The sequence below is a fragment of the Rhizobium sp. LEGMi-198b genome (assembly GCF_054114205.1).
In genome coordinates, this window is the sequence record NZ_JBSYVH010000002.1 from 728,287 (window position 1) to 741,525 (window position 13,239).

At 60.0% G+C, this 13,239-nt stretch carries 12 protein-coding genes; 4 read left to right on the forward strand and 8 right to left on the reverse strand.

Annotated features, from left to right (window positions below):
* Positions 1-20 precede the first annotated feature (20 nt).
* The 3 genes from cydX (at position 21) to ACXHXG_RS10185 (ending at position 2,873) form a co-directional block, all read left to right on the forward strand.
* Positions 21-146: a cytochrome bd-I oxidase subunit CydX gene (cydX, locus tag ACXHXG_RS10175; protein ID WP_104823919.1), complete on the forward strand. Its 126-nt coding sequence runs from the start codon at positions 21-23 to the stop codon at positions 144-146.
* A 184-nt stretch (positions 147-330) separates the two neighbouring features.
* Positions 331-1,527 (forward strand): acetate/propionate family kinase, encoded by a 1,197-nt coding sequence (locus ACXHXG_RS10180; RefSeq protein WP_457899198.1) that lies wholly within the window; start codon positions 331-333, stop codon positions 1,525-1,527.
* Positions 1,528-2,153: 626 nt separating this feature from the next.
* Positions 2,154-2,873, forward strand: coding sequence for a LuxR C-terminal-related transcriptional regulator (locus ACXHXG_RS10185; RefSeq protein WP_104823921.1), 720 nt, complete (start codon positions 2,154-2,156; stop codon positions 2,871-2,873).
* Position 2,874: 1 nt separating this feature from the next.
* Here ACXHXG_RS10185 and ACXHXG_RS10190 read toward each other — a convergent pair whose 3' ends face one another.
* The 7 genes from ACXHXG_RS10190 to ACXHXG_RS10220 form a co-directional block, all read right to left on the reverse strand.
* Positions 2,875-3,153, reverse strand: coding sequence for a transposase (locus tag ACXHXG_RS10190; protein WP_028751823.1), 279 nt, complete (start codon positions 3,151-3,153; stop codon positions 2,875-2,877).
* A 113-nt stretch (positions 3,154-3,266) separates the two neighbouring features.
* Positions 3,267-4,709 (reverse strand): HlyD family type I secretion periplasmic adaptor subunit, encoded by a 1,443-nt coding sequence (locus ACXHXG_RS10195; RefSeq protein ID WP_283046908.1) that lies wholly within the window; start codon positions 4,707-4,709, stop codon positions 3,267-3,269.
* A complete protein-coding gene (locus ACXHXG_RS10200) occupies positions 4,706-6,445 on the reverse strand; it encodes a type I secretion system permease/ATPase (RefSeq protein ID WP_457899199.1) in 1,740 nt (579 codons plus the stop codon). Before ACXHXG_RS10200 ends, ACXHXG_RS10195 begins: the two co-directional genes overlap by 4 nt.
* A gap of 124 nt (positions 6,446-6,569) precedes the next feature.
* Positions 6,570-7,139, reverse strand: a complete 570-nt coding sequence (locus ACXHXG_RS10205; RefSeq protein WP_457899200.1) for a PE-PGRS family protein — start codon at positions 7,137-7,139, stop codon at positions 6,570-6,572.
* A 396-nt stretch (positions 7,140-7,535) separates the two neighbouring features.
* Positions 7,536-8,645, reverse strand: a complete 1,110-nt coding sequence (locus ACXHXG_RS10210) for a hypothetical protein (RefSeq protein WP_104823926.1) — start codon at positions 8,643-8,645, stop codon at positions 7,536-7,538.
* Between the two features lie 128 nt (positions 8,646-8,773).
* Positions 8,774-9,292, reverse strand: coding sequence for a GNAT family N-acetyltransferase (locus ACXHXG_RS10215; RefSeq protein ID WP_457899201.1), 519 nt, complete (start codon positions 9,290-9,292; stop codon positions 8,774-8,776).
* Positions 9,293-9,311: 19 nt separating this feature from the next.
* Entirely contained in the window at positions 9,312-10,307 is a 996-nt protein-coding gene (locus ACXHXG_RS10220; protein WP_457899202.1) for a LysR family transcriptional regulator, read from the reverse strand.
* Between the two features lie 121 nt (positions 10,308-10,428).
* On the opposite strand from ACXHXG_RS10220, the gene ACXHXG_RS10225 reads away from it, so the two are divergent.
* A complete protein-coding gene (locus ACXHXG_RS10225; RefSeq protein WP_457899203.1) occupies positions 10,429-11,829 on the forward strand; it encodes an MFS transporter in 1,401 nt (466 codons plus the stop codon).
* Positions 11,830-11,938: 109 nt separating this feature from the next.
* Here the strand turns inward: ACXHXG_RS10225 and ACXHXG_RS10230 are convergent, their stop codons facing one another.
* The gene (locus tag ACXHXG_RS10230; protein WP_104823930.1) at positions 11,939-13,210 is read right to left on the reverse strand and encodes an RNA polymerase sigma factor; all 1,272 of its coding nucleotides are present in this window, start codon (positions 13,208-13,210) and stop codon (positions 11,939-11,941) included.
* Positions 13,211-13,239 lie beyond the last annotated feature (29 nt).

The window sequence follows — 13,239 nt, forward strand, 5'->3', positions numbered from 1 at the left end:
CTCAAAGAAGGAGAAAGAACATGTGGTATTTCGCCTGGCTCCTCGGCTTCCCCCTAGCCGCTGCCTTCGCCGTCCTCAATGCAATGTGGTATGAACTCGTCGACGACAATGCAAAGACGCAAGGGGGGCCGAAGAAGGCTCCCTGAAGATTTTGCCGATTTGCCAGGCGCGGGTTCGTCGCGCCTGGCCCGACATTTCGGTTCCAATGGAACAAACAGCAGCCGAAATTATCTTTTGCCGCTATGAATCCTGCGGTTTGGTGGCGTTCCAGTCTTCGCTTTGCATATGGCGGCAAATTTAAGTCTCTCACTCTCACGACGAGACCGGCCCATGACGAGCGGAAACCTGCTTCTGACTTTCAATGCCGGCTCCTCGACCGTCAAAATCGGCGTGTTCGAGGTCCGGGAAGACAAAGCCTGCCGCGTCGGCAAGGGCCAGATCGACTTTCGCCTTCAACCCCTCGCCTTCCATTTGACGGCAGGCCGGGCCACCTTCGATCGCTCTCTGCAAACGGATGCGGTCGAGCACTTACACGAAGTCGTGGAGGAAACTTTCGGCATCCTCGGCGAGCATTTCGACATGTCCGCGATAAACGCCATCGGCCATCGCGTGGTCCATGGGGGCGATATGTTCACCGGCCCGGTGCGCCTCGACGAAGCCCGCATCCGCGACATCGAGGATCTGACCGTGCTCGCGCCCCTGCACCAGCCACAGGCGCTGCGCCTGATCCGCGCCGTCAAGCATTTGCGACCGGCGCTCGCACAGACTGCCTCCTTCGACACTGCCTTCCACGCTACGCAGAACGATCTCGTTCGCCGTTTCGCCCTTCCGCGCACGCTGCACGATCAACGGATCAAACGTTACGGCTTTCACGGCCTTTCCTATGCCTTCATCGCCGCCGAACTGCGGCGGCGGGCACCCCAGGCCGCGGCCGGCAGGGTCATCGTCGCCCATCTTGGCAGCGGAGCCAGCCTCTGCGCCCTCGACAAGGGCGAAAGCCGGGACTGCAGCATGGGGTTCTCGACGCTGGACGGCATTCCCATGGCGACGCGCTGCGGCAATCTCGATCCCGGCGTGCTGCTGCATCTTCTTGGGCCGGAAGGCAGGACGCCGAAAGATGTGGAAGACATGCTCTATCACAAATCCGGTCTGCTCGGTGTCTCCGGCATCAGCGCCGACACGCGCGACCTATTGAAAAGCTCGAAGCTGGAAGCGCGAGAGGCGATCGATCTGTTTTGTCTGCGCATTGCCGGCGAGGTCGCGCGAATGGCGGCGACGCTCGGCGGCCTGGACAGTCTTGTCTTCACCGCCGGCATCGGCGAGCACCAGCCGGAAATTCGCACTGATATCTGCGACCGCCTGCGATGGCTGGGCCTTGAGATCGACGAGGACGCGAACGCCGCCAACGCGCCTATCGTCAGCACATCATCAAGTTCTATTACAGCTTTCGTCATTCCGACGGATGAAGAGCAGATCATTGCCGATGAGGCCCTGTCGATTTTTGCGGGCGAGCGATCCAGATCATAAGCACCGCGCTCGATCGGCGATAGTTTCGTATTCGAAAGACCTTTGAAGTCTCGACCTACAAATTTATCGGATACCGATCAAAGTCTAGCAAGTTTGTTGATAGGATATGTGCGGAATCTTACATTGCGTTGCACACCCCGAACCGTCCGCAGAAGACGGCCGGTAACAGGAGCAAGATAGCGAACTCTGATAACCTTCCATCCAACGTTGAATCGCAGCCTCCGCAAGCATCGACATTCGGGCCGGACGCAGATACGGGATTGGGTGATCCCGCCTTGCCCGTTCGCTGGGATAGCGCCGAACGACCCTAACGTTCCTTATTTTTCAATAGCTCTCGCCTCTCTATCAAATGATGGTGACTATTGTCGCGCTACTGTAGTCAAGCTTTTCGGGCGGCGGATATTCAAAAAACAGCACCTGAAAACGGCCTTGCGAGAGCGTCCCCCAGGGTCATAGAAATACGTCTAAAGGTTGTGATTAGAAGATGCTTATATTGCGTCACGCTGGGTTGCAGGCGGATTAATCCCCATTTTATCATGACATGACACAACAAGCGGTATAATATTCGCGGGCCTAGATGGAACGCATTTATCCTTGGGGGGCAACACGTGTCCATCAGTTCAGGAATGAAACGCCGGATCGGGCGCAATGCGCCGACGGTCATCATCATAGACCACCATACACTTGCCCGTACGACCATCGTGAAGCTTCTCGAGCACGAACTCGTCGGCTGGGAGTTTGTTGATATGGTCTCTACTGAGAGTCTTGATAGGGCTCTCGGAATGGATGTCCGTCTGATTGCTTTGGGCTTGGAGGGCAGGAGCGTAGAAAGCGCGGGACTGCTGGACGATCTCACGGCTATCGCAGAACGCTTTTCCGAAGCGCCGGTCGCACTGTTGTCGAGTACGGATGACGCCTCTATCGCGTCCCAGGCGCTGAAAATGGGCATTCGTGGCTTTTTCACCACCTCCATTCCCATAGAGATCGCGCTTGCCGGGCTGCGGCTGGTTCTCGCGGGCGGCATATTCTACCCGCAGCCGTTGGATGCGCTGACGAACGGTTTAGCCAGGCACGCCGACTCTCATGATGATAGTCAAAGGATGATAGAGGCGCGGGCGCATAGTCCCGATCTTGCCGACTTCACGCCGCGCGAAGCGGATGTGCTCGCCGAACTGCAGCGTGGCTGTTCGAATAAGGTGATTGCAGGAAAGCTCAACCTTTCGGGCCACACGGTAAAAATGCACGTGCAGCACATCATGCGCAAGCTGCAGGTCCAGAATCGGACCGAAGTCGTCGCCCGTTTGGGCTACAGGCTAACCAACGGACATGATGCGGCGGCATCGTAAACTAAGCGCTTTCCTTGGATGTCTTTTCAAGCATTTCGCTTAACGTTGCCGCTGCGAGCATGGTTTCAGCCAAGAGCTTCTTGAGCTTCCGGTTTTCCTCCTCCAAAGCCTTCAACCTCTTGACGTCGAAGCCGACATTCTTGAGCTGCAGGGATTGCCAGCGATAGAAGGTCGGTTCGCTGATCCCGTATTTGCTGCACACGTCCGTCACCGTCATGCCACCCTGATGCTCCTTCAGAATGTCCATGATCCTGTCATCATTGAATTTTCGTTTACCCATCACTGCGTCCCTTCGACGGCGACATGCTAGAAATTCAGAGGCGCCAGGAAGGAATGGTGGGAGTACCAATCCATATTCGCGTCGCATTTCCGAGCCCTGCTCCGGGTTTCGCTTCAGTCCTCACGAAACGCTCTGTTGAAGCTATCCAGAAGCGGTCTGATTGCATAAAATGCGACACTGCTCTTGCCCGTTTCAATCAATGTCTGGGCGGGCATGCCCGGAACCATCGCGACATCGTGCATCTTCGCTAATCGTTCGTCTGTTACGCGGATCGTCGCCGCATAGTAGGCCTGACCGGTCTGCTTATCGACAAGGCGATCTGCCGAGACATAATCCACTATACCTTTCAGCAGCGGAACACGCCTCTGATTATAAGGTAGAAGATGAACTTGTGCTTCCAACCCCGGATGCACCAAATTAATATCCTCCGGCCGTACATGTGCCGATATCACGAGATGGGCTTCGCGCGGCACCAGATCGACGAGCGGTTCGCCCGCGCCGACCACGCCGCCTGCCGTATGGAAACGCAGGTCCATGACTACCCCGTCCTCAGGCGCCCGGACTTCGGTTCTGGCAAGCTGATCGTCGATCGCCCGCAAACGTTCGCTCAACTGCAGGATCTGGCTTTCGCTATCTCGCAGACCCTGGGCGACTTCATTCAGCCGATCGCTCTGCAGTTTCACCAAATTGGCCTGTGCCTCGCTGATCACCTGATAGGCGCGCGATATCTGGGCGTCCACCTCGCCGGTTTGACCGTCGATATCTGCCTTCTCGCGTCCGAGGTTGAAAATCCTGCTCTTTCTCTCAGCTCCTTTGGAAACGAGGCTGGTAGCCGACTCCATCTCCTGCCGCGAGATTTCGGCCCTGTCGGCGAGCGATGCCTTCTGCGCGCCGAGCCCGATGATCTCCTGCTGGACCTGCCTCATCTTCTCCTGCGTGATCCCAATCTCGGACAGCATCACCTGGCGGCGTGTCTCGAATATCCTTTGCTGCCCAACCATGATAGCTCTGACCGACGGAGTGTCGTTCATCAACGCGACAAGGTCTGGAGGAAAGGTGATCTGGTCGGTACCGCTCTCTTCGGCAACCAGGCGCGCATGCATGCCCTCGGTGTCCCATAGCTGCCCCTGAACACTGTCGCGCTCCGACCGCGACTTCGTATCGTCGAGTTGGATGAGCACCTGTCCCGAGGTGACGGCGTCGCCGTTCTTGACGAGAATCTGCCTGATGATTCCGCCTTCCAGATGCTGGATGGTCTTGCGGCTGAACTCCGGCTCCACGACACCGGACGCGACGGCTGCGCTCTTCAGCGGAGCCAGGAGCGACCATATCCCGAAACCGAGGATGAAGATGCAGATCAGCAGGTTGCCCGTCCGCTTCACCGACCGCAGCACCGGCATCGGCGACGGCGGCGCCAGCCTCATGAAATCCGCATCGAGAACCGGGGCATAGCTCAGGAACTTCTTGGCGGCTTCCAATCTCTGGGCAGACCGGCTGCTTGGGTTTGACGCGTTTATGAATTTAGCTGGGGCGCCGGAAGGAAGGATGGTGGTCATGACGCGGCCTTTCCTTCCAGTGTCTGCGTCGGCGATGGCGGGCGAAGATAGGTGTCGTAGATGTGCTCGCTTTCTCCAAACGCATTGACCATGCCATTGCGCATGATCGCGATCTTGTTGGTGACGGGAAGAACTCCCATTCGGTGGGTAATGATGACCACGATCATTCGCCTGGATCTCATGCGTTCGATCGCGTTGAACAGGATGCGTTCGCCTTCATAGTCCAGGCTGGAATTCGGATCGTCGAGCACCACCAGCGAGGGATTACCGTAGGCGGCGCGCGCCAATCCGAGCTGCTGCCGCTGAGCGCGCAGCAACAAGTTTCCCCCTTCGCCAATGTCGGTCTCATAGCCCTGCGGCAGCCGCATGATGGTTTCGTGCAGTCCGACAAGCTTTGCCGCTTCGATGGCCCTGGTGGGATCCGCGCCGTCCAGGCGCCCGATCACGTCCTTGATGGCTCCGCCGAAAAGTTCGATATCCTGCGGCAAATAGCCGACATGACGCGTGTTGGCGCAGAGGCGCAGCGCGGAAATATCGACGCCGCCCAGGAGCGTGCATCCGCTTGTCGGATGCAGGACGCCGGCCATGATGCGGCCGAGCGTCGACTTGCCGGATCCTGACGGGCCGATGAGCGCAACACAATCCCCTGGCATCAGGTGCAGCGTGACGCCTTTCAATATGGGTCGGTCGGCAAACGGCAGGGCGTAGCCAACATTGTCGAGGATGAGACCGCTGGGATCGGGGACAGGTATCGTGCGAAGATCGTCCTGCGAAGAAACCACGATCAGCATCTTATTGAGACGATTGAAGGAATTGCGCGCAAACGCAAACGAACGCCATGCACCGATCGCGCCCTCGACGGGTGCAAGGCCCCGGCCGAGCAAAAGGCTCGCGACAAAGATGATGCCGGGGCTGCTGTTATCCTCGAGCACCAGCCATGTGGCCGCTCCCATGACGAGAATCTGCGTTAATGTCCTGATGGACTTCGAGAATCCCAGAATGATTTCGGTGCGGTGCATGGCGGTGTCCTGCGCTTTTCTGGCCGCCTCGGCATCGCGATAGACGATTTGCGCCGCGCCGTCCTGCATCCCCATGGCGCGGATCACCTGAATATATCGAAGAGCCGTCGCAAGCCGCCCATAGCTTCGCGATAGCGCGAGATTGGCCTGTGCGATCGGCTGCTGTGTCGCCAACTCCGTCAGGAGGGCAAGCGACAGGAGAGCGACTGCGCTTAGAAGACCGATCGCACCCAGCAAGGGATGAACGAGAAAGAGCAGCAGCAGGAATACCGGCGCCCAGGGAATATCGAAGAGAAGCGCACTTGCCGGTGAATCAAGGAACTGGCGCAACGTGGCAAGGTCGCGGTAACAATCGGCCGCAACACTGGTATCCGCACGGGACGCATATTCGAATGAGGCGTTCAGGACGTCCGGACGCAAACGATGGTCCAGCCAACTGCCGATGCGCGAAAGCGCTGCCCTGCGCACGATATCCAGGGTGGAGCCGACCACCACCGCAACGGCGACGATGAGCGTCAGCATCACCAGCGTATCGACACTGCGGCTCGACATTACCCGGTCGTATATTTGCAAAAGATAGATGGAAGGGGCGAGAAGAAAGAGATTGTAGCCGCTGCTATAGAGAAAAACCAAGCCGAAGGCTCCGGCGCAGGCCCGAAGTGCCGTGACCAGTTGAGTTTGCTGGCGCTGGGGTTGTGCAAGATTTGTTGGCGTCATCAGATCTCGCAGCTCCGGATTATGACAAGGCGAATGCTTGGTCGAACTGTCATAAATACGAGGATCGCTGGCCGTAACCTGCGATCCTCAGGACCCGAATTCACGGGCCGGTTGGCATAATCGATCACGTACCGAGGTGGTGCACGTCGATGCTGCCGTCGGTATTATTGAAATGATCGAAAGCGTTCGATACGGCCGTGCTGATGGTATCCGTATGAACCAATGCAGCCGAGATGCTGCCGCCTAAGGCCGTGTTGCCGTTACCGCCATTGCCGCCCATACCGGATATGATGGTGGCATGCTGGTCAAGGAACGATGTCGTGTCTTGCGTGGCTGTCGTGGCTGCAGAAACCGCTGCTACGTCGCCGCCGCTCACAGAGCCTTGGCTACCGTTCGAAGTGGCGCTCCCGCCAGCTCCACCGGTTGCGGTGAGTGCGGCAAGCGTGGCGTTATAAGCTTGGGCCAATCCGCCAGCTCCGCCGCCGCCGGCATCCCAGTCAGCCATCTGGTGAACGTGATCGCCATTATGGAGATCAGTGTCGGCGCCATACACATACTGGTAGTTATTGACATAGGCACTGGGATCGTAATGGATATTTCCATTGCCGTTTCCATCGCCGCCATTGCCGGCATTGGCGTTGCCTGCAGTCGGATCGGTGAAATTGATCGTATCAGTTATCTGTGGAATAGGCATAGTTTAACTCCTCTCCTATTCGGTCCGAAAGTCTCCCACGGCCCGATGCCGGTACGTCATTACCAGGCAAGAAAACCGCTTGCAGACAGTGCTCGCAATTCAACCGGTGAACCAGCCGGATATTCGGAGATGTCCCTTTGGGTGGGGTATGGCCGGGAAAGAGGATGTATCCCAAATGGTTATGCCGAAATAACAGCAGGCACGGGGCTCGCAAAAGGGGGCGATGCTCTCCACGAACACTTCCGTTGAGAGTTGGAACGCGGAACTGAAATGATCTGCGCGTGTTCCAGCGAACACGCGCTTCTGACGCAATTTCGACAAAAATGCTGAGCGGCTTTTCCATCCGCAACTGCGAAAAAACAAAAGATAAAGCAGTCTCTGAACGGCTCAGCCGACCTAGCTATGCATGAAATTGAGGATGTCATCGACGAGAGCCGAATGGGCATCCGTCAGGTTACCCTCACCGCCATGACCGCCAATGCCCGCCAGTTGCAGCGTATGCTGATCGGTGAGGATATGGTCGATCTGCTGGGCGTCGGCCGTGCCGCCGGCGGGAACGGCAATGTTGATGGGATGGAAGTACCCGATGCTGACATCGACGAAACTTCCGTTCGCAGAACCCGCTCCGCCACCGCCGCCCATACTGTTTCCGGTGAAGATCGTGTCCGACGACAGGTTGAAACCGCCGCCGTTGCCGCCGATACCCGCCATCTGGATACCGCCCTGGTCAAAAATCACATCGTTCGTCTGATGGGCTTCCGCCGAGCCGCCAGCAGCGCCGACCGCGATGTTGATTGGCGAAAAGATGGCGACGTTCACATCGATCATGCTGCCGATGAAGTGGCCGTCGCCACCATGGCCAGCATAGTTGTCACCATTGAAAATGAGGGTGTTTGCAGCACTTGAAGCGGCACTCTCCGTCCCTCCGCCACCAGCGGCCAGATTATGGTCGCCGCCCGAGCCGCCGACGCCGCCGATCTGGGTTGCGCCTTGCAGAAACGCTGCGTTGTTCGTCTGTTCCGAATGCGCCACGGATCCCTCACCGCCAGCAACGGCGGTATTCACCGGCGCGAAGACGGCAACATCGGAGCTCACGATACCGCCGAAAAACAGGCCGTTGCCGCCGGTTCCGGCATGGTTGACGGAGGTGCTGCCGATACCGCCGAGCGCGATATTGCCGCTGCCGCCATCGCCGCCAAGGCCGGCCATTTCGGTGGAGTGTTGATTGATAAGCGCACCATTGCCCTGAAAGGCGTCCGCTGTCGAATGAGGGCCGGCTATCGCCATGTTGGATGGGGTGAAGATAGCGAGGGGATTGCTGCTGATAATGCCGGTCGCGATTCCGTCGCCGCCGCTTCCTGCGGAATTGACGTTTTGGTTCGATGCAAGATCCAACGGCATCCATGTGGGAACCAGCGCCAAATGTCCTGCACCGGAACCGGAGAGCACGTTTTGACTCATGCTCGCGTTGGACGCGTCTTCCCCTGTCAGACGAGTTTCCGTCATCGCGGTCTCCCCCTTGCAGTCTCGCGCATGGCGCGGATTGTCGAGCCCCATTGTGGAGTGGGACGGACAAAAAGAAGAGCCTGCAATTCGTCTACGCCCATATGGGCAGGATAACAGCCATTTGGCGGTCATACTCTTTGGCCGTAGGCGGAGAGTACGAAGAGATTGGTCGGCGCACCGTGCAGCATGACTTCCCGCTCGAAGGCGAAGCCGGATTTTTCCAGGACGCGTCTGGAAGCGGCATTTGCCGAGCGGACGAGGCCGATCACCTGTTCTGCATGTAAGCTATTGAACGCGAAGGATAAAACATCGCTCACCAATTCGGTCGCATAGCCATGTCCCCAGCTATCCGGATGTAAATGATAGGACAGGTTGAGACCATCGAATTCCTTCGACACGGTCACGCCGCCGAAGCCGATCAGCCTGCCATCCGCCTCCACAGCCCAGCGGCCGAACCCGTGGTGACACCAGTGATCTATGTCACGAGAGAGTCGTCGCGCACTTGCATCCGGCATATCCGGCGTCGGATCGGGCCGATGCGCGACGAGTTCCGGCCGGGCAAAGAGGGCAGTCACGAAGTCGAGGTCCGCTTCCACGGGCGAGCGCAACAGCAGGCGCTTCGTGCGTCGAACCAAAGGTAATGGCATGGGATCCCTCTCTCGAAGTTCACACCGCCTCGTCCAAAGGAACCTTATCGAAGCAGCAGGCAGCCGTGGAAACGCCCATGCTGCAGCCACTCGCCTTCAGCGCTTCCGCCACGACTTCCACGAACAAGCGACGCAGCCAGACCGACCGGCTGTCGGCCTGATCGACGCGGCGATAGAGCATCGTCACCGGGTCAGCCGGCAATTCGAACGGCGGCGCTGAAATCGTCAGATCGTGAAGCTGCGCCATGCAGCGGGCAATGGACTCCGGAACGGTCGCAATGGCCGGAATGGCGCGCAATGTCGGCGGCAAAGCGGAAAAACGCGGCACTGTCGCCACCACCTGGCGGCGATGGCCGAGGCGTGCAAGAGCGACATCGACATTGGTCGATATGGTGCCCTCGAGTGACACCGTCACATGCGGCGCATTCGCGAACTGCTTCAGGCTCAGCGGCATTGCGCATTTCAAATGCCGGGCATCGTAGATGCACAACGAGGCCTGTTCGAACAGAGGCGCACGAATATGCCAGGAGGCGGGTTCGTCATGCACGGAGATGCTGAACTCATAGGCTCCTTCGTCCAGCAGGCGCGCGGCATCGCGCCTGTCGAACGCCACGCTGACCAACCGAACGCCGGGCGCCAGCTTCCGCAACCGCGCCGCTAGTGGCCCGAAGAAAGCCGATTCCAAATTGTCGCATAGCCCGATGCGGAACTCACCCTCCCAGCTCCCGGGATCGAAGGCCGCCGGCGGGCGGATGGCGCGCTCGATGCCCGAAAGCGCATCCTCGATGGCCGGGGCAATGGAAAGAGCGCGAGGCGTCGGCTGCAAGCCGCGTCCGACGCGCACGAACAATTCGTCATCGAGCGTCTCGCGCAGCCGGCGCAGAGCAGCGGACAGGCCGGGCTGGCCAAGCAGCAGGCGCTCGGCGGCACGGCTCACATTCCGTTCCTGCATGAGCACGGAAAAGGCGAGCAGCAGATTGAGGTCGATCTTTCGAAGCGTGGCGTCGTTCATCATCGCCAGTAATACCTGACATGGTTACTATCAATTTGCAATAGGGTTGGAAGCTGTACATTTTCTCGTTCCCTGCCGCCCGCCAACCTCCCGAGAGGCGGCAGCATAGGAAGGAACGATCCCGATGACTTATTCCAAACCACGAAGCGGAGCCGGGCTGGCATTGCTGCTGCTTTGCGCCGCCAACTTCCTGGACGCCATGGATGTCTCCACCATCGGCGTAGCCCTGCCCGCAATCCAGACAGAGCTCGGCATTCCGGCGACATCGCTGCAATGGGCCGTCAGTGCCTATGTGCTCGGCTATGGCGGCTTTCTGCTGCTCGGCGGCCGCGTCGCCGATCTTTTCGGCCATCGCCGCGTCTTCCTCTGGTCGCTCGGCGTCTTCGCCGCCGCCAGCATCGCCGGCGGTTTCGTCGACAGCGCGCCGACCTTGATCGCCGCACGTCTGGTCAAGGGCATAGCCGCAGCCTTCACCGCGCCGGCGGCACTCGCTCTGCTGCTGTCCGTATTTGGGGAAGGAAGCGCCCGCGCCAAGGCGCTCGGCGTATTCTCCTCCACCGGCGCTGCCGGATTTGTGCTCGGCATGGTGCTGGGCGGCGCCGCAACCATCATTAGCTGGCGGGCGACGCTGGTCATGGGCGCGCCCGTTGCCATCCTCGCACTGGTGCTTGCGCCCTTCGTCCTGCCTACCGATCATCGGCGCACTGGGCCGCGGCCGCGCTTCGACTGGGCCGGCGCGTTGACGATCACGCCCGGATTGCTGCTCTTCGTCTTCGGCATTACCAACGCCGCAGCCGCGGGCTGGCAGGCATTTCCGACCTGGGGAGCATTGGTCGCGGCGGTGGTCCTCATCCTGCTCTTCCTGCTGGTCGAGGCCCGGCATAGGGATCCGATGGTGCCGCTTGCCATCTTCCGGCGGGCAAAGCTCAGCCATGCCAACGCCATTGCCGCTCTTTTCCAGGGCTCCTATGTCGGCTTCCAGTTCATCGCGACGCTCTACTACCAGGACGTCGTCGGCTGGTCGGCCTTCGCTACTGGCTTTTCCTTCGCCTTCGGCGGCGTCTGTGTCATGTTCCTAGCACCACGATTTGCGGCGATCGGGCAAAATCGCGGCACGACCGGCCTGATGACGCTTGGCGTCGGGCTGCAAGCCATCAGCTATGTCTTCTGGGTCCTCTCGGTCGGAAACATCAATCCGATCCTGCTCGTCGCCGTCTCTCAGCTATTGCTCGGCGTCGGCTATGCCATGACCTATCCGTCGGTGCAGGTGGCCGCCCTCTCCGATGTCGAAGACGATAAGTCGGGCCTGGCCTCCGGGCTGCTGTTCGCCTCCTTCCAGATCGGCGGCGGCATCGTATTGGCAGCCGCATCCGCCACCTTCGGCGCGGCACCAAGCTTCGGCTGGAATCCCTATATCGCCGGCACCGCCTTCGTCGCGATATTGGCCGCTACGGTGACATTGCTGGCGGCGGTCGGCCCGAGGACATCGACGTCGCGTTCGAATGTCTATCAGGCGGCGGAATAGTTGGTGTCGTAAATACCCGCGCCATCTTGGGTGCGGGTATTTGCAATCAGCCAGCGCCGACTATCCCGAGGCTGATTGTCGAAGGAAATGGCCGTTGCCCCGGCAAATATCATGATGACGACAGTGCCGCCGCCTCGGCGGCCCGCCGCATCAGCAGGTCGCGTTCCCGCTGGTTTCCGGCAAGGGCAGCAGCCGCCTCGAAGGCGGCTTTGGCCTCCTCGTGACGGGCAAGCTTCTGCAGCAGATCGCCGCGAACGCTCGGCAGCAGATGATATCCCCTGAGCGCCGGCTCGTCTGCAAGCTGATCCACGATCGCCAGCCCAGCCTCCGGCCCTTCCGCCATGCCAACCGCGACGGCGCGATTGAGTTCGATGATCGGCGAAGGCACAACCGCCGCCAGTTTCGCATAGAGCCCGGCTATGCGCGCCCAATCGGTCGCCTCGGCTGTCCTGGCCTCCGCGTGGCAGGCGACAATGGCCGCCTGCAGAGCGTAAGCACCGCTTGCACCGCCGAGATCCCGTGCCCGCGCAAGTGCTCGCAGCCCTCGCCGGATCTGGAGCTGATCCCAAAGGGCGCGGTTCTGTTCCAGCAGAAGGATCGGCTCGCCCGCTGCGTCGGTGCGCGCCGCAGCGCGCGAGGCGTTCAGCTCCATCAGCGCCAGCAGCCCATGTGCCTCGGGTTCGTTTGGAGAGACCGAGGTGAGCACGCGGCCCATGCGCAGTGCTTCGTTGCAGAGCTGAGGCCGCAGCCAGTCCTCGCCGCGCGCCGCCGTATAGCCTTCGTTAAAAATGAGATAGACGACCTCCAGCACGGAGGCGAGCCGCTGCGCGAGCTCCTCGCCGCGGGGCGTCTCATAGGCGAGACCTGATTCCGAAAGGGTTCGTTTGGCGCGGACGATACGCTGTGCGATCGTCGCCTCCGGCAACAGAAAAGCCCGCGCGATCTCCTCTGTCGTCAAGCCGCAGATCATCCGCAACGCCAAGGCGACCCGGGCCTCCCGCGATATCAATGGATGGCAGGCGGTGAAAACGAGACGGAGCAGTTCGTCGCCTATGTCGTCATCAAGGGCAGCGTCTAAATCGGGCATGGCCTGCTGCTCCTCGTCCATATCCCGGGCGATCATGTCGTGCTTGCGCCCAAGCATCTCGCGGCGGCGCATATGATCCAGCGCCCGGCGCTTGGCGGTCGCCATCAGCCATGCACCGGGTCTTTCCGGAACACCCGTCTCCGGCCACCGTTCCAGAGCCGCCAACAGCGCTTCCTGCGTCAGGTCTTCGGCCAAAGGCACGTCGCGCAACATCCTTGCCAGGCTGGTGATCAGCCGGGGCTGCTCGATCCGCCAGACGGCGAGGATCGTGCGATGGGCGTTGGCGGCCGTCATGGCCGCCTATTCCCTCTTTCGGCCGCTCG

What these genes read in the sequence shown, in the direction of transcription:
- ACXHXG_RS10220 (WP_457899202.1), bottom strand. Translation starts at nt 10,307, where the DNA reads ATGATGAACGACGCCACGCTTCGAAAGATCGACCTCAATCTGCTGCTC.
- cydX (WP_104823919.1), top strand. Translation starts at nt 21, where the DNA reads ATGTGGTATTTCGCCTGGCTCCTCGGCTTCCCCCTAGCCGCTGCCTTC.
- ACXHXG_RS10180 (WP_457899198.1), top strand. Translation starts at nt 331, where the DNA reads ATGACGAGCGGAAACCTGCTTCTGACTTTCAATGCCGGCTCCTCGACC.
- ACXHXG_RS10185 (WP_104823921.1), top strand. Translation starts at nt 2,154, where the DNA reads ATGAAACGCCGGATCGGGCGCAATGCGCCGACGGTCATCATCATAGAC.
- ACXHXG_RS10200 (WP_457899199.1), bottom strand. Translation starts at nt 6,445, where the DNA reads ATGACGCCAACAAATCTTGCACAACCCCAGCGCCAGCAAACTCAACTG.
- ACXHXG_RS10225 (WP_457899203.1), top strand. Translation starts at nt 10,429, where the DNA reads ATGACTTATTCCAAACCACGAAGCGGAGCCGGGCTGGCATTGCTGCTG.
- ACXHXG_RS10210 (WP_104823926.1), bottom strand. Translation starts at nt 8,645, where the DNA reads ATGACGGAAACTCGTCTGACAGGGGAAGACGCGTCCAACGCGAGCATG.
- ACXHXG_RS10190 (WP_028751823.1), bottom strand. Translation starts at nt 3,153, where the DNA reads ATGGGTAAACGAAAATTCAATGATGACAGGATCATGGACATTCTGAAG.
- ACXHXG_RS10230 (WP_104823930.1), bottom strand. Translation starts at nt 13,210, where the DNA reads ATGACGGCCGCCAACGCCCATCGCACGATCCTCGCCGTCTGGCGGATC.
- ACXHXG_RS10215 (WP_457899201.1), bottom strand. Translation starts at nt 9,292, where the DNA reads ATGCCATTACCTTTGGTTCGACGCACGAAGCGCCTGCTGTTGCGCTCG.
- ACXHXG_RS10205 (WP_457899200.1), bottom strand. Translation starts at nt 7,139, where the DNA reads ATGCCTATTCCACAGATAACTGATACGATCAATTTCACCGATCCGACT.
- ACXHXG_RS10195 (WP_283046908.1), bottom strand. Translation starts at nt 4,709, where the DNA reads ATGACCACCATCCTTCCTTCCGGCGCCCCAGCTAAATTCATAAACGCG.